Origin of the sequence: Streptomyces sp. NPDC096048 (genome assembly GCF_044763415.1) — a bacterium.
In the GTDB taxonomy this organism is placed as follows: Bacteria; Actinomycetota; Actinomycetes; order Streptomycetales; family Streptomycetaceae; genus Streptomyces.
Genome location: NZ_JBIWGG010000001.1, coordinates 755,607 through 780,625, shown reverse-complemented (window position 1 = coordinate 780,625; position 25,019 = coordinate 755,607). Strand labels below are relative to the sequence as shown.

The following is a 25,019-nucleotide window of genomic DNA, read 5'->3' as shown; positions in this document are numbered from 1 at the left end:
GAAAGTCCTTTCACTCGAACGTTTAGACCAGGGTCCACCCCATGGAAGTACGGCTGTGACCTAGTCGACACCGAAGAATCAAAAAAAACTTTCCGGAAGGGGTTGTATCCGCCGCCGAGGTTTGCGAGTCTCTTCTTGGCGATCGGAACGGCCCGCAACACCGGCCTTCACAGATCACCAGAACCCCTCTTCAATCCACAGGACCACGCCAGGGCAACCTGACGGTAGGCCCTTCCCTTGTTGAGGGATTCGTGAAAGCGTTCACATTCACAAGCATTCCAGCATGTAATACCAAGGAGAGGTAGCAGCCATGGACTGGCGTCACCGCGCCGTTTGCCGCGAGGAAGACCCCGAGCTCTTCTTCCCCATCGGCAACACCGGTCCCGCGCTGCTGCAGATCGAGGAAGCCAAGGCCGTCTGCCGTCGCTGCCCTGTCATGGAGCAGTGCCTGCAGTGGGCGCTCGAGTCCGGCCAGGACTCCGGCGTCTGGGGTGGTCTCAGCGAGGACGAGCGCCGCGCAATGAAGCGCCGTGCCGCCCGCAACCGGGCTCGTCAGGCCTCCGCCTGACCATCCACCCCTGCTGACAGCCTGAGCTTGGCGGCGCGTACAGCGAGTACGCCACCCCCGCTCCCGAGCCGCAGCGCGCAGTACCCCCGATGCGCATCGGACGATGGATCGCACGAGCACTGGCCTCGGACCCTCACCGGTCCGGGGCTTTTTGCTGTCCGGACCCGCCCGCTGCCACGGTCCTACGTCGTCGCCGTGGCCCTGCTGCTTCCCCGTGGCGCTGCTACTTCTCCGTGGGCACCGGGATGTCCAGGATCACCCGGGTGCCGCGCTCCGGGGCCGGCACCATGTCGAAGACCCCGCCCAACTCGCCCTCCACCAGTGTGCGGACGATCTGCAGGCCGAGGTTGCCGGAGCGGTGCGGGTCGAAGTCCTCCGGCAGACCGACGCCGTCGTCCTGGACGGTGACCAGGAGCCGGGCCTCCTTGGTCGTACCGCCGCGGACCGCGGAGACCTCGACCGTGCCGGTGTCGCCGTCACGGAAACCGTGCTCCAGGGCGTTCTGCAGCACCTCGGTCAGCACCATCGACAAGGGCGTCGCGACCTCGGCGTCCAGGATGCCGAAGCGGCCGGTGCGCCGGCCGGTGACCTTGCCCGGGGAGATCTCCGCCACCATCGCCAGCACGCGGTCGGCGATCTCGTCGAACTCCACGCGCTCGTCCAGGTTCTGGGAGAGCGTCTCGTGCACGATCGCGATCGAACCGACCCGGCGCACGGCCTCCTCCAGCGCCTCGCGTCCCCGGTCGGACTCGATGCGCCGGGCCTGGAGGCGCAGCAGGGCCGCCACCGTCTGGAGGTTGTTCTTCACCCGGTGGTGGATCTCCCGGATCGTGGCGTCCTTGGTGATCAACTCGCGCTCACGACGGCGTAGTTCCGTGACATCGCGCAGGAGCACCAGCGAACCGATGCGCGTGCCCTTCGGCTTGAGCGGGATGGCGCGGAACTGGATCACCCCGTCGTGCGCCTCGATCTCGAACTCGCGCGGGGCCCATCCGCTGGCCACCTTGGCGAGCGCCTCGTCGACCGGGCCGCGGGACGGGGCGAGTTCGGCGGTGGTCCGCCCGAGGTGATGGCCGACCAGGTCGGCGGCGAGGCCCATGTGGTGGTAGGCCGACAGCGCGTTCGGGGAGGCGTACTGGACGATGCCGTCCGCGTCGAGCCGGATGAGGCCGTCGCCGACGCGGGGCGAGGCGTCCATGTCGACCTGCTGGTTCTCGAACGGGAAGGCGCCGGCCGCGATCATCTGCGCGAGGTCCGAGGCGCTCTGCAGATAGGTGAGTTCCAGGCGGCTCGGGGTACGCACGGTGAGCAGGTTGGTGTTGCGGGCGATGACGCCCAGGACGCGCCCCTGACGTCGTACGGGAATGGACTCGACGCGGACCGGGACCTCCTCGCGCCACTCCGGGTCGCCCTCGCGCACGATCCGGCCCTCGTCCAGGGCGGCGTCCAGCATGGGGCGCCGGCCGCGCGGGACCAGGTGGCCGACCATGTCGTCCTGGTACGAGGTCGGTCCGGTGTTGGGCCGCATCTGGGCGACGGAGACATAGCGGGTGCCGTCGCGGGTGGGAACCCACAGAACCAGGTCGGCGAAGGAGAGGTCGGAGAGGAGCTGCCACTCCGAGACCAGCAGGTGGAGCCACTCGAGGTCGGAGTCGTCGAGCGCTGTGTGCTGGCGTACGAGTTCGTTCATGGAGGGCACGTGGCTGAGCGTACCTGGCGGTTCGGACAGCGATCGAAACCAGCCGGATTCCACCGTCCCCGCACCGCCCCGCTCCCGGACCCCCTTCTGGCCCCGGCCCCGGCCCCGGAAACACCCGCGGGCCGCGGCGCCTGAGAGGGACCCTCAACCCTCCCGGCACCGCAGCCCGGAGCAACAACGGCCGTGGGGTGTGCGGTCCCGGTCGGCCGAAGGATGAGGACCCGGGGCAGTCAGGGCAGAGAGCACCGGTTCCTCGGTCCGCCCTCCTGTGCGGGGAAGGCGGAGGCCTGACGATCACCTCGCGCGAGTGTCACGCCAAGGGTCTCCGTGGCCATTGTGGACTAGACCACTCATCGTGTCCATGCGGTGGACGGTGTTCGCGGTGTCGCGTTCCGTCGACTACTCGGACATCCGAGCTTCCGGCCAAAGCCTAACCCTGTTGGCTCACACACGGGGCCAGACGGCCAGGGCAATTTCCGCGAGTGCCTCCAGCTCCGCCCTGCTCGCGCCGTCGCGCGCCTGCTGCGACATGCCCTGGATCATGGCCCCGGCATGCCGGGCGAGGGCGGCCGCATCGGTGTCCGGCGGCAGCACGCCCGCCGCCACGTCGGCCCCGATCCGGTCCTCGATGGCCGCGATGTTGCCGTTGCGCCGCTCCCGCAGGGACTCCTCGACCTCGGCGGTGGAACAGTTGGCGGCGGCATGGATGACGAGGCAGCCGTGCGGCCGGCCGGGGACGGTGTACTCGAAGGCGGCCTCGCGCAGCATCCGCTCCACCCCCGCGCGAGCGGTGGACTCCTCGGCGAGGGCGCGGCCGCCGAACGAGCCGTAGCGCACGCCGTACTCCTGGACGACCTCCTCGAAGAGCGAGCGTTTGTCGCCGAAGGCGGCATACAGGCTCGGGGCGCCGATCTCCATGACCCGCGTGAGGTCGGAGACGGACGTGGCCTCGTAACCGTGTTCCCAGAAGGCCATCAGCGCCTTCTCCAGGGCCGTCGCGCGGTCGAAGGAGCGGGGCCTGCCCCGCCCCCTGGCCGTACCCCCCCGAGTCGACACCCCCGCTTGCCCGCTCTTCTCACCGCTCACCATGGAGTGCATTTTATAGCGGGCGCTAGAGAAATGTCGCCGGACTGTTGTACGGTCTTTTCTGTAGCGACCGATAGGAAAATGCGGAGGGGGCGTCGACATGGGCGTACAGGGCGTGCTTGCGGGCAGGACGGCTCTCGTCACGGGGGCGAGCAGGGGCATCGGGCGAGGCATCGCGGAGCGGTTGGGGCACGACGGCGCGCGGGTCGCGGTGCACTACGGCAGGAACGAGGCGGCGGCGAAGGAGACGGTCGACGCGATCGAGACGGCAGGCGGTTCGGCGTTCGCGATCAGGGCCGACCTGCGCGCCGCGGGAGCCGCCGAGACCTTGTGGGAGGAGTTCGACCGGCACGCCGACGGCCTGGACATCCTGGTGAACAACGCCGGGATCGGCAGCACGTCCCCTATCGGGGAGATAGGGGAAGAGGAGTACGACGCGGTCTTCACCGTCAATGTGAAGGCGCCGTTCTTCATCCTCAAGCACGGCATGGGCCGGCTGCGCGACGGCGGCCGGGTCATCAACATCTCGTCGGGGCTGTCCCGCACCGCGGTGATGCCGGACAACATGGCGTACTCGATGACCAAGGGCGCGCTGGACGTGTTCTCGCGTGACCTCTCCAAGGTGCTGGGCACCCGCGGCATCACGGTGAACTCGGTGGCCCCCGGCATCATCGACACCGACAACACCGCCGGGCTGCTGCACGGGAGCCCGGACGGCTGGGACCGGGCGGCGGCACTCTCCGCGCTGGGCGGGGTGGGGGCACCGGCCGAGGTGGCCGACGTGGTCGCGTTCCTCGCCTCGCACGGGGGCCGGTGGGTCACGGGGAGCTGGGTGGACGCGACGGGAGGTTCACTGACCTGACACCGCCACCCACCTGACCGTTTCGACGCGCCCGCCGGGCCCCGCTCTGTTAGATTGGTCTAAACCACATAGGGCCCCACACAGCCAGTCCCGGACCCCGGGTGAGTCCTCTCTTCGAAACGGCAGGCAAGCGTGGAAGTTGTCATCGTTCCGGACGCCAAGGCAGGCGGCGAGCTGATAGCCGAAGCCATGGCGCAACTGCTCCGGCGCAAGCCCGACGCCCTGCTCGGGGTGGCCACCGGTTCGACGCCGCTGCCCGTGTACGAGGCGCTGGCGGCCAAGGTGCGCTCGGGTGCCGTGGACACCACGCGGGCGCGGATCGCGCAGCTCGACGAGTATGTGGGACTCCCCGCCGAGCATCCGGAGTCGTACCGCTCGGTGCTGCGGCGCGAGGTGCTGGAACCGCTGGGGATCGGCATGGACGCGTTCATGGGACCCGACGGCGCGGCCGCGGACGTGCAGGGGGCGTGCGAGGCGTACGACAAGGCGCTGGGCGCGACCGGCGGGGTCGACCTCCAACTGCTGGGGATCGGCACCGACGGGCACATCGGTTTCAACGAGCCGTGCTCGTCGCTCGCCTCGCGGACCCGCATCAAGACGCTCACCGAGCAGACCCGCGTCGACAACGCGCGCTTTTTCGACGGTGACATCGAGCAGGTGCCGCACCACGTGATCACGCAGGGAATCGGCACCATCCTGGAGGCCCGGCACGTGGTGCTGCTCGCCACCGGCGAGGGCAAGGCGGACGCGGTCGCCGCGAGCGTCGAGGGCCCGGTCGCGGCCGTGTGCCCGGCCTCCGCGCTCCAACTGCACCCGCACGCCACGGTGGTCGTCGACGAGGCCGCCGCTGCCAAGCTGAAGCTCGCCGACTACTTCCGGCACACCTACGCCCACAAGCCCGACTGGCAGGGAATCTGACCCCTGGTCCGAGCCCCCGGCCCTGACCGGCCGGACACGGACAGCCGCCGCGAGCGAAGGGCGCCGATCCCCTCCACGGGGTTCGGTGCCCTCCCCTTTTCCGGCGAGCGGAGCACAGTGTTCTTACGGCACCACGCACATCTCCGGACGGGCCCTCCCGGCGCACCACCGCGAACCAGAGGCGCCGGTCCCCCACCAGGAGGACCGGCGCCTTCGTCGTGCCGTCTGGAGTCCCGCCGTCCGGAGCCCGGCGAAGCGGTGCAGCCGCTACACGCCCGCGATCGCCTCCGCCGCCGCCCGGCCGCAGACCCGGGCCGCGCCGTGGGTGGCCAGGTGGAGAGCGCCCCGGGGCTCGGCGCGAGGGACGCCCATCTCGACCACGATCGTGTCGGGACGAGCCGCCAGCAGGGTGTCGAGGGCCGCCGCCATCCAGGGGTGGCGGTGCTCGTCGCGTACGACGGCCACGACGCGGCGGGAGCCGGCCGCGGCCAGCACCTCGTTCCCGGCGTCGGGCCCGGTGAAGCTGCCGGTCTCCGTGCCGGGGAGCAGGCGGAAGAGTTCGGCGGCGACGCCCCAGGGGGTCTCGTCGCCGACCGCGATGTTCGCGACGGGGGTGAGGGCGGCGACGTACGGCGGTTCGGTGAGGGGGGTGAAGTCCTCGGCCGTGGTGACGCGCAGGGCGCGGCGGGCCGCGCGCAGGCCCACGTCGCCGTCCCCGGCCTCCCCCGCCCCGGCGTCGGCCCGGTGCGAGGCGGTCCAGCGGGCCAGGGCGCGGACGCGTTCCGCCGCGTCGGCCAGGCGGTCCTCGGACAGCTCGCCCGAGCGGACCGCCTCGACCAGGGCGTCGCACAGCCGCCGCACGGTGTCCTCGTCGGACAGCCCGCCGCCCACGCAGATCGCGTCGGCGCCGGCCGCGATGGCCATGACGCTGCCGCGTTCGATGCCGTACGTGCCCGCGATGGCCCGCATCTCCATACCGTCGGTGACGATCAGGCCGTCGTAGCCCAGTTCGCCGCGGAGCAGGTCGGTCAGGATGCGGCGGGACAACGTCGCCGGGCGGTCCGGGTCCAGGGCCGGGACCAGGATGTGGGCGCTCATCACCGCGCGGCTGCCGGCGGCGATGGCCGCGCGGAACGGGACCAGGTCGCGTTCGGCGAGCACCGAGGCGTCCACGTCGATGCGCGGCATGGCGTGGTGGGAGTCGACGCCCGTGTCCCCGTGCCCCGGGAAGTGCTTGGTGCAGGCGGCCACGCCCGCCGACTGCATGCCGGTGACGTAGGCGGCGGTGTGCCGGGCGACCAGGTCGGTGCCGGCGCCGAAGGAACGCACGCCGATGACCGGGTTGTCGGGGTTGGAGTTGACGTCGGCGGACGGGGCCCAGTTGAGGTTGACGCCGCAGGCGGCGAGCCGGCGGCCCAGTTCCGCGGCCACCTCCCGGGTGAGCCCGACGTCGTCCACCGCGCCGAGGGCGAGGTTGCCGGGGAAGGAGGAACCGGTGCGCACCTCCAGCCGGGTGACGTCGCCGCTCTCCTCGTCGATCGCGACCAGCACGTCCTCGCGCTCGGCGCGCAGCTGTGCGGTCAGCGCGGCCACCTGCTCGGCCGAGGCGATGTTGCGCCCGAACAGACCGACGGAGGCCAGGCCCTCGCCGAGGCGGCGCAGCAGCCAGTCGGGGGCGGTGGTGCCGGTGAACCCGGGCTGGAGGACGGCGAGCGCGTCACGCGTGAGGGTGTCGGTGGCCCTGGCGATGGTAGTCATCGGTCGCGTTATCCCTTCACGGCGCCGGCGGTCAGGCCACTGACGGCCTTGCGCTGGAGGTAGACGAAGAGGATCAGGATCGGGACGGCGAAGAGGGAGGAGGCGGCCATGGTCGCACCCCAGTCGTCGCCGAAGACGGTCTGGAAACTGGTCAGCCACACCGGCAGCGTCTGGGCCTCGGCGTCTTTGTTCAGGACCAGGACCAGGGCGAACTCGTTCCAGGCGGTGATGAAGCCGAACAGCGAGGTCGACATCAGACCCGGCGCGAGCAGCGGCAGGATGACCCGGCGGAACGCCTGGCTGCGGGTGCAGCCGTCGACCATCGCCGACTCCTCCAGCTCCTTCGGCACGGCGGCGACGAAGCCGCGCAGCGTCAGGATGGTGAAGGGCAGGATCATCATCATGTAGAAGAGCGTGAGCGGCACGAGGCTGTTCAGCATCGACGCGTCGCGCACGATCATGTACATCGCGATGATCATGACTTCCCAGGGCGCCATCTGGGCGAGCATGAAGCCGATGACGAAGCCGCGCCGCCCCTTGAACCGCATCCGCGCCAGGGCGAAGGAGCCGGCCAGCGCGATGACCAGTGAGAAGACGACGGCGAGGATGGTGACGGTCAGCGAGTTGGTGACGAAGGACCAGAAGTGGTCGGCTTCGGTCGCCGTGTTGAAATGATCGAAGGTGAAGTCGGTCGGGAACCAGACCGGGTCCTCCGTGATGATGTCGCCGGTCGGCTTGAAGGCCGTGGAGAACATCCAGTACACGGGGAAGACGAAGCCGATGAACAGGACGACGGCCGTGGCGTTGGGCCACAGGCGGCCGAAGAGCGAGCGCTTCACAGCTCGTCCTCCCCTTGCTTGAGCACGATCCTGAGGTAGTAGGCGGTCAGACCGAGCATGATCAGGATGGTCAGCACGGCGATGGCCGCGCCCATGCCGTAGTGCTGGTTGCCGACACCCTCGACGTAGGCGTAGACGGGCAGGATCTCGGTGAGCCGGTCGGGTCCGCCCTGGTTGAAGGTGTAGACCTGCACGAACGCCTTGAAGACCCAGATGATCTCCAGGAAGGTCGTCGCGTAGAGGAACGGCCGCAGGAACGGCATGGTGACCGCGGTGAAGCTCCGCCAGGCGCCGGCGCCGTCGAGGGACGCGGCCTCGTAGAGCTCCTTCGGGATGGTGGTCGTCGCCGCGTAGAGGTTGATCGCGACGAACGGGATGGACTGCCAGACGATCAGCAGGGTGACGACGAAGAAGGTCGACATCTGGCTGCTGGTCCAGCTGTAGTCGGCCATGGAGTGCCAGCCGAGCTTGTCCAGGACCCAGTTGACGACGCCGAAGCGCTGGGCGAACAGCCACTTGTAGACGGTGGTGGCGGCCACGATCGGCATGGCCCAGGCCAGCACCAGACCGAGCAGCAGGGTGAACCGCATCCGCTTGCCGAGGCGGGCGAGCAGCAGGCCGACCAGGGTGCCCAGAACCATGATCAGGGCGACGTTGACCGCCGCGAACAGGATCGAGCGGAGCGTGACCCGCCAGAAGTGCTCGCTGGTGAGGGTCTCCTGGTAGTTGTCGACGCCGTTCCACTCGGTGACGTGCTGGATCAGCTGCGTCATGTTGAGGTTCTGGAAGGACAGCAGCACGTCCTTCAGCAGCGGCCAGCCGAGCAGCAGCACGGTGGCCACGCCGGCGGGCAGCAGCAACAAGTACGGGACGAGCGCGCCGGCGTGCGACGCGGCTCTCTGCTTCGGCCCGCCGCCGCCCTCGTCGTCCGACTTGCGGACGTCCGCCGGGCCGGAGGGCGGCCGTTCGGTCTGCACGGTCATGCTCGCGATCTCTCTTCTCGGCCTACGAGAGGGCCTGCGTACGTCGGCTCGCGTACGGTCGCCGGGGCGGGGGCCGGCGTCCGGCCATCCCGCCCCGGCTCACCCGGTGCTACTGCTGCTGCGACAGGCGCTTGTTGAACTCTTCCTCGACCTGCTTGGCCGCCTCGGCCGGGGACTTCCCCTTCAGCACGGCGGTCATGTAGGTCTTGATCGGGTTGGGCGCGTTCTCGACCGCGGCCCACTCCGGGATCAGCGGCGTGGTGCCACCGGAGGCGACGGCCGGCGAGCCGGCCTCGGCGGCGGGGTTGCCCTCCAGGTTGCTGACCAGCGACTCCTTGTTCGGAGTGACGCCGTTGGCCTTGGCCAGCTGACCCTCGAACTTGTCGGACAGCGCGATCTTCAGGAACTCCTTGGCGAGCTCCTGCTTCTTGCTGCCCGCGGCGACGGCGAGGTTGGAACCGCCGAGGAAGACGCCCTCGGGCTCGGCGGCGGTCTCACCCGGGATGGTGAAGTAGCCGATGTCCTTCTCGATCTTCGGGTTCGCCTTGATCGCGGTGGCGGCTTCCCAGCCCATGCCGATGAAGGAGCCCACGTTGCCCTTGGCGAAGACCTCACCCTGCTGCGGGGTGGCCTCGTCCTTGTCCTGGGGCGCCTTGGAGAGGGACTGGAACTTCTTGTAGGTCTCCATCGCGGCGGTGATCTTCGGGTCGTCCAGGTTGGAGACGTACTTGTCGCCGTCCTTCTTGACCAGTTCGGCGCCCTCACCGATCGCCAGACCGACGAAGTGGTACCAGTTCTGGCCCGGCAGGTAGATCGGCTCGGCGTCGGTCTTCTCGCCGATCGTCTTGAGGGCGCTGTAGAACTCGTCGCGGGTCTTGGGCGTCTCCTTGATGCCCGCGTCCGCCCAGACCTTCTTGTTGTAGACGACCACGCGGTTGACCACGAACCACGGTGCCGCGTACTGCTTGCCCTCGAAGACGGAGGACTCGTTGATGGACTCGGTCCAGTCCGTGCCGATCTCGGCCTTGAGGTCGGTGAGGTCCGCGAGGCCGCCGGTCTTGGCGTACGCCGGGGTCTGGGTGTTGCCGACCTCGAAGACGTCGGGGGGGTTCTCCTCGGAGAGCGCGGTGGTCAGCTTCTGCTGAATACCGTTCCACGTCTGGATCTCGAACTTGACCTTGGCCTTGGTCTTCGCCTCGAACTCCTTGGCGAGGTCCGCCTGCCAGTCGTCGGGCGAGGACCCGTCCATCACCCACACGTTGAGCGTCTCGCCGGCGTAGCCGTCCGCCCCGGCCTTCTTGCCGTCGTCGCCGCTGTCGCCCCCGCATGCCGCGATCGAGACCATCATGCCCGCGATACCGATCGCGGCTATCAGCTTGCGCTTCACGCCAACCCTCCTCAGGGATGCCACACAACCCCCCTGCCTCCCCGCGGTTGCTCGTCGACGCGGACCGCCCATGGGGCCGGGACCTGGACCAATGGTGTAGACCAGTACCGGGAGCTTGGCCCAGACCAATAGGGCTGTCAAGGGTGTTCAACCGGGCTCCTCGCGTCCGTGATGCGACCGAGATATGCAGGGACCTTTCATTGCGCAAGCGACAGATCGGGCGGACCGTGACCGGGTGTACCACCACCCACCGAATGACGTGCCGGTACGGTTCCGAACGCGCGTACCAGCGACGTCGGACGGCGCTGTGGACTAGACCAACGAGGGTCCCGGAGGTATACAGAAGGGATCACGGAGCGTGTGGGGCCAACCCGGCACGGAGCCGTGCCACGATGTGAGCCGTGGCCGACAGGGATAGCGGTCGCTTCGGCACCCGGAGCCGGGAAGGCAGAGCATGAGCACCGACGTCAGCAGTGCGGAGAACGAGGGTGGGGCGACCGTCCGTACCGCGCGCGTGCCCAAGTACTACCGTCTGAAGAGGCATCTGCTCGACATGACCCGGACCCAGGCGCCGGGTACACCGGTCCCTCCGGAGCGCACGCTGGCCGCGGAGTTCGACACCTCGCGCACGACCGTGCGCCAGGCCCTTCAGGAACTGGTCGTCGAGGGCCGCCTGGAGCGCATCCAGGGCAAGGGAACCTTCGTCGCCAAGCCCAAGGTGTCGCAGGCCCTGCAACTCACCTCGTACACCGAGGACATGCGGGCGCAGGGTCTCGAACCCACCTCGCAGCTGCTGGACATCGGCTACATCACCGCCGACGACCGGCTCGCCGGGCTGCTGGACATCACGGCCGGCGGGCGGGTGCTGCGCATCGAGCGGCTGCGCATGGCCAACGGGGAGCCGATGGCCATCGAGACCACCCACCTCAGTGCCAAGCGCTTCCCGGCGCTGCGCCGCTCCCTGGTGAAGTACACGTCCCTCTACACCGCGCTCGCCGAGGTGTACGACGTCCATCTCGCCGAGGCCGAGGAGACCATCGAGACCTCCCTGGCCACCCCGCGCGAGGCCGGCCTGCTCGGCACCGACGTCGGCCTGCCCATGCTGATGCTCTCCCGGCACTCGCAGGACCGGACGGGCCAGCCGGTGGAGTGGGTGCGCTCGGTGTACCGGGGCGACCGCTACAAGTTCGTGGCCCGGCTGAAGCGGCCCCAGGACTGACGCCGGGCGCGGGGCGTTTCAGGCAAACCCCCGCACGCGTGACCTCGAAGTCGGCAGTTCAGGACCGATATACGGACGAGGTCTTCCGCTGTCTCGACACCGTCCCCTACATTTCGTGCGCACTGCACGAGGTGATCAGCGAGGGGACGGAGCCACCGCATGTCACAAGCCCCGGAAGTGAGCAGAGGGCCGACGGTGACGCCGGTGCGCGTCGTCATCGGCCTCTGCCTTGTCGCACCGTTCGTCGCCATGCTGTGGGTCGGCTCGTACGCGAAGACGGACCCGGCCTTCATCGGCATCCCGTTCTTCTACTGGTACCAGATGGCGTGGGTGCTCATCTCCACCGTGCTCACGGTGATCGCTTACAAGCTGTGGCAGCGTGACCAGCGCGCCCGCCGGGAAGACGGGGCCAAATGAACGACGGCGTGAACGGCGTCGCACTCGCCGTCTTCATCTTCTTCTTCGTCCTCGTCACCGCCATGGGCTTCCTGGCCGCCCGCTGGCGCCGGGCCGCCAACGACCAGAGCCTCGACGAGTGGGGCCTCGGCGGCCGCTCGTTCGGCACCTGGGTCACCTGGTTCCTGCTGGGCGGCGACCTGTACACCGCGTACACCTTCGTGGCCGTACCGGCGGCGATCTACGCGGCGGGCGCGGCCGGCTTCTTCGCGGTGCCGTACACGATCCTGGTCTACCCGCTGATCTTCACCTTCCTGCCGCGGCTGTGGTCGGTCTCCCACAGACACGGATACGTGACGACCTCGGACTTCGTACGCGGCCGCTTCGGCTCCAAGGGGCTGTCCCTGGCGGTCGCCGTGACCGGCATCCTCGCCACGATGCCGTACATCGCGCTCCAGCTGGTCGGCATCCAGGCCGTGCTGGACGTGATGGGTGTCGGCGGCGGCAAGGACACCAACTGGTTCATCAAGGACCTGCCGCTGCTGATCGCCTTCGGTGTGCTGGCGGCGTACACCTACTCGTCGGGGCTGCGCGCGCCCGCGCTGATCGCGTTCGTGAAGGACACGCTGATCTACATCGTGATCGCGGTGGCGATCATCTACATCCCGATCAAGCTCGGCGGGTTCGACGACATCTTCGCCGCGGCGAACGACAAGTTCAGCGACTCGGGCAAGGGCGGACTGGTGCCGGACCACGGCGGTCAGTGGACGTACGCCACCCTGGCGCTCGGCTCGGCGCTCGCGCTCTTCATGTACCCGCACTCGATCACCGCGACGCTGTCCTCGCGCAGCCGCGAGGTGATCCGCCGCAACACCACGATCCTGCCGCTGTACTCCCTGATGCTCGGCCTGCTCGCGCTGCTGGGCTTCATGGCGATCGCGGCCGGTGTCAAGGTCGACAACGGGCAGCTGGCGATCCCCCAGCTGTTCGAGAACATGTTCCCGGACTGGTTCGCCGGCGTGGCCTTCGCGGCGATCGGCATCGGCGCCCTGGTCCCGGCGGCGATCATGTCGATCGCCGCCGCGAACCTCTTCACTCGCAACATCTACAAGGACTTCATCAAGCCGGACGCCACCCCGGCCCAGGAGACGAAGGTCTCCAAGCTGGTGTCCCTGATGGTGAAGGTGGGCGCGCTGGTCTTCGTCCTCGGCATGGACAAGACGGTCGCGATCAACTTCCAGCTGCTCGGCGGCATCTGGATCCTGCAGACCTTCCCGGCCCTGGTCGGCGGCCTGTTCACCCGCTGGTTCCACCGCTGGGCGCTGCTCGGCGGCTGGGCGGTCGGCATGATCTACGGCACGGTCGCCGCGTACGGTGTCGCCTCGCCGACGCAGAAGCACTTCGGCGGCTCCTCCAAGGAGATACCGGGCATCGGCGAGATCGGCTACATCGGCCTCACCGCCTTCGTGCTGAACGTCGCGGTCACCGTGGTCCTGACCTTCGTCATGCGGGCCCTCAAGGCCCCCGACGGCGTCGACGAGACCAAGCCCGGCGACTACACGGCGGACGCGGGCGACCCCGGCGTCGAGGTGGAGCTGCCGCCGGCCACGGCGGGCACCTCGCACTGATCGCCATCCCTGATACGCGGCGGGCCGTCGGAGAGATCCGGCGGCCCGTTGTCGTACCCGTCGGGCACACTCGGCGTCATGGACTTCGTGATCCGGCAGGCGGCGGCGGACGAGTACGGCACCCTCGGTGAGATCACCGCGCAGGCCTATCTGCGGGACGGTCTCCTCGACTTCGGGGAGAGCGACGCGTACCTCGGCGAGCTGAGGAACGTGGCCAAGCGGGCGGCGGCCGCCGAGGTGCTGGTCGCCGCGGCGGACGGCCGGGTGCTCGGCGGCGTGACCTTCGTGCCGTCCGGCGGCCCCATGGCCGACATCGCCCGGCCCGGCGAGGCCGAGATACGGATGCTCGCCGTCGCCCGCGAGGCCCGCGGACGCGGGGTGGGCGTGGCCCTCGTGCGGACCTGCGTCGACCGCGCCCGAGCCGTGGAGGGCTGCGCGCGCGTCGTGCTGTCGACCCAGCCGACCATGCGCACCGCCCACCGCCTCTACGAACGGATGGGCTTCGCCCGCACGCCCGAGCGCGACTGGAACCCGCTGCCGGAGCTCGACGACATCACGCTCCTCACCTATGAACTGACGCTCTGACACCAGCGCCGCCCCTCGACGACCCCTCCGCGACACAACATCTGGGGGTGCTCGCCGAACCCGGCACAAGATGTATGCTCGTGCTCGCTGTCGCCGCAGGGGAATCCGGTGCGAATCCGGAACTGTCCCGCAACGGTGTACTTGTGTGTATCCGCGCGTCTCCGCACGTGTGCACACGCATGTCCAGTCCGAGGACCTGCCGACAGTGCGCCCGTACCGTCCCGGTCCGGGTGCCTGACGTCCGGGCCTCGTGGAGTGGGCCGGTGGACGCGACGCCGTGTGCGCTCGTGAGCTGCCCTGCCCTCCCCCAGGCCCCGTGCCGAGCGAGGGAGTGCCCCCACGTGACCATCGCGCCAGCCGACCCGGTTTCAGCGACCCCGGCGACGACTTCAGCGGCCCCGGTGACCGAGCAGCCCGACGGGCCCGGCGCCGCGTTGCTGCGGACCCTGACCGAGCTGACCGCCGACCTCCCCGGCGCCGACCCGGGCCGGGTCGCCGCCGCCGCACTGCGCGGCCGGTCCGCCCGTGCGGACGAGTCCGAGCTGCGGGAGCTGGCCACGGAGGCGGCGGCCGGGCTCATCTCGGAGGACCCGGTCTACTCCAGGCTGGCCGCCCGGCTGCTGACCATCGGCATCCGCGCCGAGGCCGCCTCGCAGGGCGTCACCTCGTTCACCGGGTCGGTCGCCACCGGTCACCGCGAGGGTCTGATCGCCGACCGCACCGCCGAGTTCGTACGGCTGCACGCGGACCGCCTGGACGAGCTGATCGACCCGGCCGCCGACGACCGCTTCGGCTACTTCGGCCTGCGCACCGTGTACAGCCGCTACCTGCTCCGGCACCCGATCACTCGCAAGGTCGTCGAGACGCCCCAGCACTTCATGCTGCGGGTGGCCGCCGGACTCGCCGAGGACGACAGCCCGCGTTCGGCCGACGAGGTGGCCGCGCTGTACGGGCTGATGAGCCGCCTCGACTACCTGCCCTCCTCCCCCACCCTGTTCAACTCCGGTACCCGGCACGCCCAGATGTCGTCCTGCTACCTCCTGGACTCCCCCAAGGACGAGCTGGACTCCATCTACGACCGCTATCACCAGGTCGCCAACCTCTCCAAGCACGCCGGCGGCATCGGCATCGCCTACTCCCGCGTCCGCGCCCGGGGTTCGCTGATCCGCGGCACCAACGGGCACTCCAACGGCATCGTCCCGTTCCTGAAGACACTGGACGCCTCGGTCGCCGCCGTGAACCAGGGCGGCCGGCGCAAGGGCGCGGCGGCCGTCTACCTGGAGACCTGGCACGCGGACATCGAGGAGTTCCTGGAGCTACGGGACAACACCGGCGAGGACGCCCGCCGCACGCACAACCTGAACCTCGCCCACTGGGTGCCGGACGAGTTCATGCGCCGGGTGGACGCCGACGGACCGTGGTCGCTGTTCTCGCCCGCCGACGTGCCCGAGCTGGTCGACCTGTGGGGCGCGGAGTTCGACGCCGCCTACCGCGATGCCGAGGCCGCGGGTCTGGCCCGCAAGACCCTCCCCGCCCGTGAGCTGTACGGCCGCATGATGCGCACCCTCGCGCAGACCGGCAACGGCTGGATGACCTTCAAGGACACCGCCAACCGCACCGCCAACCAGACCGCGGAGCCCGGTCACGTCGTCCACTCCTCCAACCTCTGCACGGAGATCCTGGAGGTGACGGACGACGGGGAGACGGCGGTCTGCAACCTGGGCTCGGTCAACCTGGGCGCCTTCGTGGACCCGGTCACCCGGGACATCGACTGGGAGCGCCTGGACGCCACCGTCCGCACCGCCGTCACCTTCCTCGACCGGGTCGTCGACATCAACTTCTACCCGACCGAGCAGGCGGGCCGCTCCAACGCCCGCTGGCGCCCGGTCGGCCTCGGCGCGATGGGCCTTCAGGACGTCTTCTTCCAGCTGCGCCTGCCCTTCGACTCGCCCGAGGCGAAGGCCCTCTCCACCCGCATCGCCGAGCGGATCATGCTCGCCGCGTACGAGACGTCCGCCGACCTCGCCGAGCGGAACGGCCCGCTGCCGGCCTGGGAGAAGACCCGTACCGCCCGGGGCGTGCTGCACCCCGACCACTACGGCGTCGAGCACGCCTGGCCGGCGCGCTGGGCGGCCCTGCGCGAGCGCGTCGCCGCGACCGGCCTGCGCAACTCCCTGCTCCTCGCGATCGCCCCGACGGCGACCATCGCCTCCATCGCGGGCGTCTACGAGTGCATCGAGCCGCAGGTGTCCAACCTGTTCAAGCGCGAGACGCTCTCCGGCGAGTTCCTCCAGGTCAACTCGTACCTGGTGGACGACCTCAAGCGGCTCGGCGTGTGGGACGCCCGCACCCGCGAGGCGCTGCGCGAGGCCAACGGCTCGGTGCAGGACTTCACCTGGATCCCCGAGGACGTCCGCGCGCTGTACCGCACCGCCTGGGAGATCCCGCAGCGCGGCCTGATCGACATGGCCGCCGCCCGCACTCCGTACCTCGACCAGTCCCAGTCGCTGAACCTGTTCCTGGAGACGCCGACCATCGGGAAGCTCTCCTCGATGTACGCGTACGCCTGGAAGCAGGGCCTGAAGACGACGTACTACCTGCGCTCCCGCCCGGCGACCCGCATCGCCCGCGCCGCCGCCCGAGCCACCACCGTCCCCGTGCAGGCCGCCCCGGACCCCGAAGCGGTCGCCTGCTCCCTGGAAAACCCCGAGTCCTGCGAGGCCTGCCAGTAATGCACGACAACACGAAGAACCTGCTCGACCCGGGCTTCGAACTGACGCTCCGCCCCATGCGCTACCCGGACTTCTACGAACGCTACCGGGACGCCATCAAGAACACCTGGCACGTCGAGGAGGTCGACCTCCACTCGGACGTCGCCGACCTCGCGAAGCTCAGCCCCATGGAGCAGCACCTGATCGGCCGGCTGGTGGCCTTCTTCGCCACCGGCGACTCGATCGTCGCGAACAATCTGGTGCTCACCCTCTACAAGCACATCAACTCCCCCGAGGCGCGGCTCTACCTGTCCCGCCAGCTCTTCGAGGAGGCCGTCCACGTCCAGTTCTATCTGACGCTGCTGGACACCTACCTGCCCGACCCGGAGGACCGCGCCGCCGCCTTCGCGGCCGTGGAGAACATCCCCTCCATCCGCGAGAAGGCCGGGTTCTGCTTCAAGTGGATGGACTCGGTCGAGTCGATCGACCGCCTGGAGACCAAGGCCGACCGCCGCCGTTTCCTGCTCAATCTCATCTGCTTCGCCGCGTGCATCGAGGGCCTGTTCTTCTACGGCGCCTTCGCCTACGTCTACTGGTTCCGCAGCCGGGGCCTGCTGCACGGTCTGGCCACCGGCACCAACTGGGTCTTCCGGGACGAGACGATGCACATGTCCTTCGCCTTCGACGTCGTCGACACCGTGCGCAAGGAGGAGCCGGAGCTGTTCGACGACGCCCTCCAGCAGGAGGTCACCGACATGCTGAGGGAGGCCGTCGAGGCCGAGCTGCAGTTCGCGCGCGACCTGTGCGGCGACGGCCTCCCGGGCATGAACACCGACTCGATGCGGCAGTACCTGGAGTGCGTGGCCGATCAGCGCCTGACACGTCTCGGCTTCGCCCCGGTGTACGGCTCCGAGAACCCCTTCTCCTTCATGGAGCTGCAGGGCGTTCAGGAGCTGACCAACTTCTTCGAGCGGCGTCCCTCGGCGTACCAGGTGGCGGTGGAGGGCACCGTCGACCTGTCCGAGGACTTCTGAGTCTCCTTCCCCGCTCCCTCGTCCTCCCGGGCCTCCCTGGCCTCCCTGGCCTCCCTGGCCTCCCTGAGCTGACGGTCGATGCGCCTGTCGCGCACGATGCCGATCACCGAGGGGAGGACCATGAGGACGAGGACCCCGAAGGTCACGAGCATTCCGATCAGGGCTTCTGTCTGGTTTCCGGTCATGACACCACTGTCGCGCCGGATACTCCTTACCGGGAGTGGCAGGACTGCCGTAGGGCCTCGATTTCCTGCCACTTCCGAGGCAGACTGGCGGCATGCTGCAGAACGTGGCCGCCGTCCTGATGGACGGCGCGCATCCCTTCGAACTCGGCGTGGTCTGCGAGGTCTTCGGCGTCGACCGGAGCGACGAGGGCCTGCCGGGGTACGACTTCGCCGTGGTCTCCGCGGAGGGCCCGGAGCTGAGTACCCATGTCGGCGGGCTCTCCGTCTCCACGCCGTACGGTCTGGACCGGCTGGAGGAGGCCGACCTGATCGCCGTGCCGGCGGGGAACGACTACGTCCGCCGGGAGTACCCGCCCGAGCTGCTGGACGCCCTGCGGCGGGCGGTGGACCGGGGCGCGCGGGTGCTGAGCGTGTGCTCCGGGGTGTTCGTGCTGGGCGCCGCCGGGCTGCTGGACGGACGGCGGTGCGCGGTGCACTGGCACCACGCGGCCGAGCTGGCCCGGCAGTACCCGCGGGTCGCCGTCACGCCCGACGTGCTCTACGTGGACGAGGACCCCGTGATCACCAGCGCCGGCACCGCCGCCGGTATCGACGCCTGTCTGCACATCGTCCGCAAGGAGCAGGGACCGGAGGTCGCCAACAGGATCGCCCGGCGCATGGTCGTACCGCCGCACCGGGACGGCGGTCAGGCGCAGTACATCGAACGGCCGCTGCCGCGCTCCTCCTGCGACACCGTCGGCGAGGTGCTGGCCTGGATGGAACAGCACCTCGACGAGGAGGTCACCGTCGAGCAGCTCGCGGCCCGGGCGCACATGTCCCCGCGCACCTTCGCCCGCCGCTTCCAGCAGGAGACGGGTACGACTCCCTACCGCTGGATCCTGCGCCAGCGTGTCCTGCTGGCCCAGCGGCTGCTGGAGGCGACGGACGAGACGATGGACGCGGTCGCCTGGCGCACCGGCTTCGGTACGGCGGCGGCACTGAGGCACCAGTTCGTCCGTGCCCTGGGCACCACTCCGCACGCCTACCGGCGCACCTTCCGGGGCCCGGAGGCCGTCGCCTGAGCGGCCACGCGACCGAGCCGCTCACCGTGCTACGGGCCTGACCAGCAGGTCGTGCGGCCGCAGTGTGATGCCCACGCGGACCGCGTCGTTGGAGCCCGCCACCTGCTCGAAGCGGTACTTCGTGGCAAGCGCGGCCGTGATCAGCGTCAGCTGCGCCATGGAGAAGTGGTCGCTGGGGCACTTCCGCTTGCCCGCACTGAACGGCTTCATGGCGTATTTCGGCACCTCCCCCGCACGGTCCGGAATCCACCGGTCCGGGTCGAACTCCAGGTTGTCCGCGTACGACTTCGGATCGCGCTGGATCGCGTACGGACTGTAGATGATGTCCGACCCGGCCGGAATGCGGTAGCCACCGAGTTCGGTCTCGACCACCGCGCGCCGCGTCAAAACCCACACGGCGGGACGCAAACGCATGGCCTCCACGATGACATTGCCGGTGTGCGTGAGACTCCGGACATCCTCGAATGCCACGGGGCGTCCGCCGGTGACCGCTTCGACTTCGTCGCGTATGCGGTCGGCATGTTCCGGGTGTTCGGCAAGTGCCTGCAGCAACCACATGATCGTGGAGGCGATGGTTTCGCTGCCGGGGGTGAGTATGGCGACGACCTGGTCGTGGATCTCCTGTTCCCCGATGGGGTCGCCATTGTCGTCCTTTGCCTCCAGCAATGCTGTCAGCAAGTCGTCCGGCTTTTGACCGGATGCGCGTCGCTCGGCGATGATCTCGTCCACCAGGAGATGCAAATCGGCCAGCGCGTTGTTGAATTCGCGATTGGCCGGAAGCGGCAGCCGGTAGAGCGGTCCGAGCGGAACCACCATGCGCCGGTACATGCCCCGGAAGACGGTGGCGAGCGCGACGCACAGCCGCTCCGCCCGCTCGTCCATGTACTGGCCGCGCAGCAGACAGCGGGCCGCGACGCGCACGGCGACGCGGAAGGACTCGGAGGTGGCGTCGACGGTTCGCCCCGGCTGCCAGCGCTCGGTGAGCGCGTGCGCCTCCTCCTCCATGATCGGCCCGTAGGCGGGGATCGCGTCGAGCTTGAACGCCGGCTGGATGGTGCGCCGCTGGCGGCGGTGGAGCGGGCCGTTGGCGGTCGCCACGCCCTCCTTGCCGAGCAGGCCCTCCAGTGACTCCCACAGCGGACCGGCTATGTGGTAGTCGGGGCTCAGGGCCAGCGCACCGGTGAGCTCCGGGGTGGTGACCGCGTAGACGGTCTTCGGGCCGAGCCTGATGCGAACGATGTCACCGTGGTCGCGCAGCTGGGACATGAAGGCCAGCGGGTCGCGGGCCAGCCTCCAGCCGTGGCCGAGGAGCGGGACACCGCCACCCGCGACGGGCGGCTCGCGCAGCTCCGGTGCGTCTTCGGTCCGGGTTTCGGGGTTGACGGACTCGACGGTCATTTCTCACCTGCCGCTTCGTTGTTGACGTACGGGGGCGTGGACCGGTCGTCCCAGCTGTCGACCATGTACCGGCCGGACTCGTGGTGGAACCAGTAGACGGAACTGAACCAGTTCCGCATATTGCCGACGTTGGCCCGTACGGCGCCGCTCAGTTCCTTTCCGCGTACGGTGCCGTTGTCGAGTTCGTCGGCGAACCGTAACGCGTCCTGTTCCACAGCGAGGAAGTCGGTAATGCATTCCTCGACGCGTCGCCGGACTTCCGCGATGGATTCTTCCAGGGTCAGTCCGTGATGCGTGATGAGACTGATTCCCAGATTGTGGACATCATCGCCCGCTATTTCCTTGGGCAGTGAGCACAGGTCGTTGTACCAGGCGGCGAATTCCTGGCTCAGCAGTGCCGCCCGGCGATATGCCGGGTGTTTCCGAACGGCGTCCGGTAGTTCGCACCCCGCGCTCGGCTCCAGCAGGTCGGTCCAGATCCAGTGCGCGAAGGTGAGCCGGCGCAGTTCGAGGTACTCCTCGACGCCGGGCACGATGCCATGGGTTCGGTTGTGGAATTCCCGGTCGTACGCCTCGATCACCGCGTGGAAGTGCCGGGCGAACCGGGTGTTCCACGTCGCCGGCGGCGGCAGGAAGGCGTACAGCCGCCGCACACTGTCGGCGAACCCGGCGACCAGCGTGTCCTCGTGGTACAGATGGTCCGCGGGTGAGTCGAGTGCCGTGTGCAACTGGTCCCGCAGTCGCCGCCACGCGGCCGGGCGGTCGTGGACGATGTCCCGGTCGTGCCGGTCGTCCCAGACGAAGAACCACGCGCTGTAGTCCGCTATCGCCTGCATGACCTCGTCGGGGGCGCCCAGGTAGTAGCCCGCCATGAGGTCCGTGTAGCACAGGCCGTCGGCATATTCCTCGACCTTGTCCGCCGGCATGAGCCGTTTTTCGAGCAGCCAGGTACGGGTCTTCTCCTGGAGCTTCGGCCAATACGGGTGCAGTTGCCGGGGAAATGCCGCCTCGATCACCGGAAGGCGCAGTGATGGCGGTACTGCGATCGCGGTCGGTGTCGCTGTGGTGCCGTGTGAGAAAGCATGCACGAACAAACCCCTCTCAGCCGCCGGTGGCGCACCCCTCCCGCTGAGCGAGGCGTGCGCCGTTGCGTATCCCCGCACTTCCCATTCAGCACTACAACTGACCGTTCTGGGAACGGATTTGCTCCATTCACTACCCCACAGTGCCGGAATTCTCCTGTTGTGTGGCAGCTTCCGGCAGACGAACGGCGCCCGCTCGGGGTGAGACCCGAACGGGCGCCGTACGCACGGAGGAGGGGTGGAGGTGACGCGGTGTCAGTCGTTCGCGACCACGGGGTAGCGCGGCTCGTTCTCGGCCATCTGCCGCAGCGCGTCCTTGCGTTCGCGCTTGGAGAGCCGGTCGATGTAGAGGTACCCGTACAGGTGGTCCGTCTCGTGCTGCAAACACCGTGCGAAGTACCCGGTACCGCGCACCTTGACCGGGTTGCCCTTCTCGTCCTGCCCGGTCACCTCGGCGTAGTCGGGGCGGGCGAGCGGCGCGTAGGCGGTCGGCACCGACAGGCAGCCCTCGTTGCTGTCGTCCAGGCTGCGCCGGTCGGCGGGCAGTTCGACGAGGACCGGGTTGCAGACCACGCCGACGTGGCGGACGCCCTCGTCGTCGGGGCAGTCGTAGACGAAGACCTTCTTGCCGACGCCGATCTGGTTGGCGGCCAGGCCCACGCCCTCGGCGGTGCGCTGGCTGGCGAACATGTCCGCGACCAGCTGCTGGAACTCCTCGCCGAAGTCGGTGACGTCCTCGCACTCCTTGTGCAGCACCGGATTGCCGACCACCGTGATCGGACGCGAGGTGCCGCGCTCACGCCAGGCAGCCTCGCGCTCCTCGCAGTCCTCGGTGTCGACGACGAACCCCTCGTCGTCCACGGGGAGCACGCCCACGTGCTGCTGATCGGTGTCCTGCTGGGCCATGACCGACGTATGCCTTCCTCGAACAACAAAGGGTGATGCTGAATGGCGACTGCTCCTGCGGAGCCCTGGTAAAGACTACGGGGCCGCTCAGCAGACCTCTTCCAGATCCCGCCAGTCCCGGGAATCCGGACTGTCCGCCACCCAGCCGTCCAGCAACCCCTTCACCAGCGCGGCCGGCGCTGCCACACCGCACTCCCGCTCCGGCACCCATTGCTGCCCGTCGGTGCGGTGGCCGAGTGGCCCCGGGTGTCCGGGTTCGCTGTGGTCGTGCGGGTCGAGGTGCTCGCCCTCGCCCTCGTCGGACGGCATCCGTGACTCCGAACACATCCGGCACAGCAGCCGGACCGACGACGACCAGTCCTCGGCGGCGAAACCGGCGTCCGCGGCGAGCTGCTCGAGGGCGTCCCGGTCCGACTCGGTGGCCGCCTCCAGGAGGACCACCCAGGTGGGTACGGGCGACGGCGCCCACAGCTCGATCTCGTCGAAGACGGGATAGGCGTGCCCGGCGGTGGTGGTCCGTTCCCCGTGCGGCACCCCGTCGTGCAGGACGACCTCGCCCCAGCGGCGGCCGGAGGACGGCAGCGGAATGGACAGCACCTCGATGCGGGCGGGGTCCAGCCGTCGCCCCCACACGACCTCGGCCTCCCCCTCCGGAGACAGCCGTACGGCCGCGCTGCCGAGCTCCATGCCGAGCGGCTCACCGGCGTCCGTCGCGTCCCCGGGGGTGCGCAGCCCGTAGGCCTGCCAGGCCCGGCGGGCCAGCGGCCAGTCCTGGAGGGCGGTCGCGGCGATGCCGACGTTCCACCAGTCGGGTGCCCCGATGTCCCGGTCGAGCAGCGCCACCGCCCTGAGGCCCGCCGCTCTGGCCTGCTCCCAGTCGTGCCGGAACTTGTGCAGCAGGGCGAGGTTGAACCACGACTCCGACAGCCACGGTTCCAGGTCCGCGGCGCGCGTCAGCAGAGCGCCCGCGTCCTCGTAGCGACCGTCGCCGATCAGCGTGAACGCGCGGTCGGTGGCCTGCCGCCAGGAGGCGGAGGGCCGGTGCCGTCCCTTGCCGAAGATCCTCACGATTCCCGCCTGCCAGTTCCGTTCTGTGGGCTGGCTGTGCCTTCCCGCGCCCCCGGACACCTTCTCCTTCGCATCCAACCACGTACGGCTGGAAGGGCGCTCATTACCCATGGGTTACCCAGCCGCGGGCGAGGTAAGACTGCCGCGTGAAAGCACTCGGGCCAGTGCTTCCACGACGTCGGGAGCGTAGTCGTCCGCGGTGGCCAGGCGCAGCTCCTCCAGGGCCGTGAGGCCGCCGCCGGGCCCGGCGTCCCTCGCCTTCTCCTCGTAGGCGTTCACGGCCCGTACGATCCGCGCGGCGACCGGCTGCTCCCGGCAGGGGTCGGCCTGCCGCTCCACCACCACCGCGACGGCCGCGTCGACCCCGGTCTGGCGGACGACGGCCCCGCCGAGCAGGGCGATCCGCCGTTGCTCGGCGGCGGGCAGACCGGCGGTGGCCCCGGCCGGAACCGGGTCGATGAGGCTCAGCTGGCCGATGTCGTGCATGAGGGCCGCGTACTCCAGCACGGTCAGCTCGACCCCGGACAGCCCCAGGTCCCGCCCGACGGCGCCACTGAGCTCGGCGACGCGGCGGGCGTGCCCGGCCGGGGTGTACCCGGCGATCTCGGTGGCCCGGGCCAGGGAGGCGATGGTCTGCCGATAGGTGGCCCGGACGGCCGCGTACCGGCGGTAGGACAGCTGGGTGAGCAGCAGCGGCACGCAGAAGACGGGGAGCGCCCACAGTCCCGCGACGGCCACCGCGAGCGCCATCACCGCCCCGGTCGCGCACACCGCGGACGTGATCCCGACCATGCCGCGCAGTTCCTCGCGCAGCAGCGGACCGAAGGGCCACCCGGTGCGGGCGCGCGCGGGTGCCGCGGCGAGCACGGCGTCGCACAGCGCGGTCAGGGCGAGCAGCGCGATCAGCAACAGCGCGTAGGCGGGGCCGCCCCAGTCGCGGAAGGCGCCCTGGTTGGACAGCGGCTGGAAGCACACGGCGGCGAAGGCGACGGTGAGCACGCGCCGCGCCAGGTGGTCCAGCACGGGCCCGCCGCCGCGCGCGATGTACGGCACGCTGCCGAGCAGCGACGCGGCGAGCACGACGGTGACGGTCTGGGCGACGCCGTGGTGCGTGGGCTGCCCTGCGACGTCCCCGAGCAGCGCGTACGCCAGCGCTCCGGCGGCCCCGAGCGGCGCGGCCTCCCGGGCCTCGGTCCCGGCCCGCCGGGTGACCTCGCCGAGGGCGACGAGGACGCCGAAGGCGAGCGCGACGGGCCGCTCGGCCAACCCCGACCACAGCACGCAGGCGAGACACCCGAGCGCGAGGACCCCCGCGGCGGCGGGGATCAGGAGAAGAGCCACCGGGGACCGGGAGGTGGACCGCCGTCCGGCCTGGAGCAGGGACCAGGGCTGGGACGGGTACAGGAGCTGAGCCTGGGGCTCGGTCTGGGTCTGGGACTGCGGCTGGGGCTGGAGCTGCGGCTGGGGCTGGGGCTGGTACGAGGTCATGGTGCTCCCCCGCCGACGCGGTCACGCGGTGCTCCGCCGCGGCCGGCCGTCGGCGCCGGCCTCCGCCGGTCGTGGCCGTCGCCCGCGCCTATGCACGGGGCCGCACCCGCACCCGCACCCGCACCCGCACCCGCACCCGCACCCGCAGGAACGACGGC

22 protein-coding genes and 1 riboswitch are annotated in these 25,019 nt (G+C 69.8%); of the genes, 10 read left to right on the top strand and 12 right to left on the bottom strand.

Annotated elements, in window-relative coordinates:
* The first annotated feature begins 310 nt into the window (after positions 1-310).
* Positions 311-568 carry a WhiB family transcriptional regulator gene (locus ACIQ6R_RS03725; RefSeq protein WP_003973730.1) on the top strand — a complete coding sequence of 86 codons (258 nt, stop codon included), beginning with the start codon at positions 311-313 and terminating at the stop codon, positions 566-568.
* Between the two features lie 223 nt (positions 569-791).
* Here the strand turns inward: ACIQ6R_RS03725 and ACIQ6R_RS03720 are convergent, their stop codons facing one another.
* A complete protein-coding gene (locus ACIQ6R_RS03720; RefSeq protein ID WP_404218478.1) occupies positions 792-2,267 on the bottom strand; it encodes a sensor histidine kinase in 1,476 nt (491 codons plus the stop codon).
* Positions 2,268-2,711: 444 nt separating this feature from the next.
* Entirely contained in the window at positions 2,712-3,356 is a 645-nt protein-coding gene (locus ACIQ6R_RS03715; protein WP_404218476.1) for a TetR/AcrR family transcriptional regulator, read from the bottom strand.
* A gap of 97 nt (positions 3,357-3,453) precedes the next feature.
* On the opposite strand from ACIQ6R_RS03715, the gene ACIQ6R_RS03710 reads away from it, so the two are divergent.
* Positions 3,454-4,215: an SDR family oxidoreductase gene (locus ACIQ6R_RS03710; protein ID WP_404218474.1), complete on the top strand. Its 762-nt coding sequence runs from the start codon at positions 3,454-3,456 to the stop codon at positions 4,213-4,215.
* Positions 4,216-4,347: 132 nt separating this feature from the next.
* Positions 4,348-5,133: a glucosamine-6-phosphate deaminase gene (nagB, locus tag ACIQ6R_RS03705; protein ID WP_404170172.1), complete on the top strand. Its 786-nt coding sequence runs from the start codon at positions 4,348-4,350 to the stop codon at positions 5,131-5,133.
* 267 nt (positions 5,134-5,400) lie between these two features.
* Here nagB and ACIQ6R_RS03700 read toward each other — a convergent pair whose 3' ends face one another.
* From ACIQ6R_RS03700 to ACIQ6R_RS03685, 4 genes are all read right to left on the bottom strand, one after another.
* Positions 5,401-6,891 (bottom strand): glycoside hydrolase family 3 protein, encoded by a 1,491-nt coding sequence (locus ACIQ6R_RS03700; RefSeq protein ID WP_404170169.1) that lies wholly within the window; start codon positions 6,889-6,891, stop codon positions 5,401-5,403.
* Positions 6,892-6,899: 8 nt separating this feature from the next.
* Positions 6,900-7,730: a carbohydrate ABC transporter permease gene (locus ACIQ6R_RS03695; protein WP_404170166.1), complete on the bottom strand. Its 831-nt coding sequence runs from the start codon at positions 7,728-7,730 to the stop codon at positions 6,900-6,902.
* Positions 7,727-8,713 carry a carbohydrate ABC transporter permease gene (locus tag ACIQ6R_RS03690; RefSeq protein ID WP_404218472.1) on the bottom strand — a complete coding sequence of 329 codons (987 nt, stop codon included), beginning with the start codon at positions 8,711-8,713 and terminating at the stop codon, positions 7,727-7,729. The genes ACIQ6R_RS03695 and ACIQ6R_RS03690 overlap by 4 nt, the downstream gene beginning before the upstream one ends.
* Before the next feature lie 109 nt (positions 8,714-8,822).
* Positions 8,823-10,100, bottom strand: coding sequence for an extracellular solute-binding protein (locus ACIQ6R_RS03685; protein ID WP_404218470.1), 1,278 nt, complete (start codon positions 10,098-10,100; stop codon positions 8,823-8,825).
* A gap of 454 nt (positions 10,101-10,554) precedes the next feature.
* On the opposite strand from ACIQ6R_RS03685, the gene ACIQ6R_RS03680 reads away from it, so the two are divergent.
* The 6 genes from ACIQ6R_RS03680 (at position 10,555) to ACIQ6R_RS03655 (ending at position 17,673) form a co-directional block, all read left to right on the top strand.
* On the top strand, positions 10,555-11,319 hold the full coding sequence (locus tag ACIQ6R_RS03680) for a GntR family transcriptional regulator (RefSeq protein WP_404218468.1): 765 nt from the start codon (positions 10,555-10,557) through the stop codon (positions 11,317-11,319).
* Positions 11,320-11,478: 159 nt separating this feature from the next.
* The gene (locus ACIQ6R_RS03675; protein ID WP_404218466.1) at positions 11,479-11,736 is read left to right on the top strand and encodes a DUF3311 domain-containing protein; all 258 of its coding nucleotides are present in this window, start codon (positions 11,479-11,481) and stop codon (positions 11,734-11,736) included.
* Positions 11,733-13,343 carry a monocarboxylate uptake permease MctP gene (gene mctP / locus ACIQ6R_RS03670; protein WP_404218464.1) on the top strand — a complete coding sequence of 537 codons (1,611 nt, stop codon included), beginning with the start codon at positions 11,733-11,735 and terminating at the stop codon, positions 13,341-13,343. Before ACIQ6R_RS03675 ends, mctP begins: the two co-directional genes overlap by 4 nt.
* A 78-nt stretch (positions 13,344-13,421) precedes the next feature.
* A complete protein-coding gene (locus ACIQ6R_RS03665; protein ID WP_404170154.1) occupies positions 13,422-13,928 on the top strand; it encodes a GNAT family N-acetyltransferase in 507 nt (168 codons plus the stop codon).
* A gap of 57 nt (positions 13,929-13,985) precedes the next feature.
* Positions 13,986-14,147: riboswitch (cobalamin riboswitch) on the top strand.
* Between the two features lie 122 nt (positions 14,148-14,269).
* Positions 14,270-16,660, top strand: a complete 2,391-nt coding sequence (locus tag ACIQ6R_RS03660; protein ID WP_404170151.1) for a ribonucleoside-diphosphate reductase subunit alpha — start codon at positions 14,270-14,272, stop codon at positions 16,658-16,660.
* Positions 16,660-17,673: a ribonucleotide-diphosphate reductase subunit beta gene (locus tag ACIQ6R_RS03655; RefSeq protein ID WP_404170148.1), complete on the top strand. Its 1,014-nt coding sequence runs from the start codon at positions 16,660-16,662 to the stop codon at positions 17,671-17,673. The genes ACIQ6R_RS03660 and ACIQ6R_RS03655 overlap by 1 nt, the downstream gene beginning before the upstream one ends.
* Here ACIQ6R_RS03655 and ACIQ6R_RS03650 read toward each other — a convergent pair.
* A complete protein-coding gene (locus ACIQ6R_RS03650) occupies positions 17,586-17,858 on the bottom strand; it encodes a hypothetical protein (RefSeq protein WP_404218462.1) in 273 nt (90 codons plus the stop codon). The genes ACIQ6R_RS03655 and ACIQ6R_RS03650 overlap by 88 nt on opposite strands.
* 92 nt (positions 17,859-17,950) lie before the next feature.
* Here ACIQ6R_RS03650 and ACIQ6R_RS03645 point away from each other — a divergent pair, with 92 nt between their 5' ends.
* A complete protein-coding gene (locus tag ACIQ6R_RS03645) occupies positions 17,951-18,919 on the top strand; it encodes a GlxA family transcriptional regulator (RefSeq protein WP_404218460.1) in 969 nt (322 codons plus the stop codon).
* Positions 18,920-18,940: 21 nt separating this feature from the next.
* Here ACIQ6R_RS03645 and ACIQ6R_RS03640 read toward each other — a convergent pair whose 3' ends face one another.
* The 5 genes from ACIQ6R_RS03640 to ACIQ6R_RS03620 form a co-directional block, all read right to left on the bottom strand.
* On the bottom strand, positions 18,941-20,317 hold the full coding sequence (locus ACIQ6R_RS03640; protein ID WP_404218458.1) for a cytochrome P450: 1,377 nt from the start codon (positions 20,315-20,317) through the stop codon (positions 18,941-18,943).
* A complete protein-coding gene (gene cyc1, locus ACIQ6R_RS03635; RefSeq protein ID WP_404218457.1) occupies positions 20,314-21,405 on the bottom strand; it encodes an epi-isozizaene synthase in 1,092 nt (363 codons plus the stop codon). Before cyc1 ends, ACIQ6R_RS03640 begins: the two co-directional genes overlap by 4 nt.
* Before the next feature lie 249 nt (positions 21,406-21,654).
* Entirely contained in the window at positions 21,655-22,305 is a 651-nt protein-coding gene (gene def / locus ACIQ6R_RS03630) for a peptide deformylase (RefSeq protein WP_404170133.1), read from the bottom strand.
* Positions 22,306-22,392: 87 nt separating this feature from the next.
* The gene (locus tag ACIQ6R_RS03625; protein ID WP_404170130.1) at positions 22,393-23,373 is read right to left on the bottom strand and encodes a tetratricopeptide repeat protein; all 981 of its coding nucleotides are present in this window, start codon (positions 23,371-23,373) and stop codon (positions 22,393-22,395) included.
* 114 nt (positions 23,374-23,487) lie between these two features.
* Positions 23,488-24,861 (bottom strand): HD-GYP domain-containing protein, encoded by a 1,374-nt coding sequence (locus ACIQ6R_RS03620; RefSeq protein WP_404218455.1) that lies wholly within the window; start codon positions 24,859-24,861, stop codon positions 23,488-23,490.
* Between the last annotated feature and the right edge of the window lie 158 nt (positions 24,862-25,019).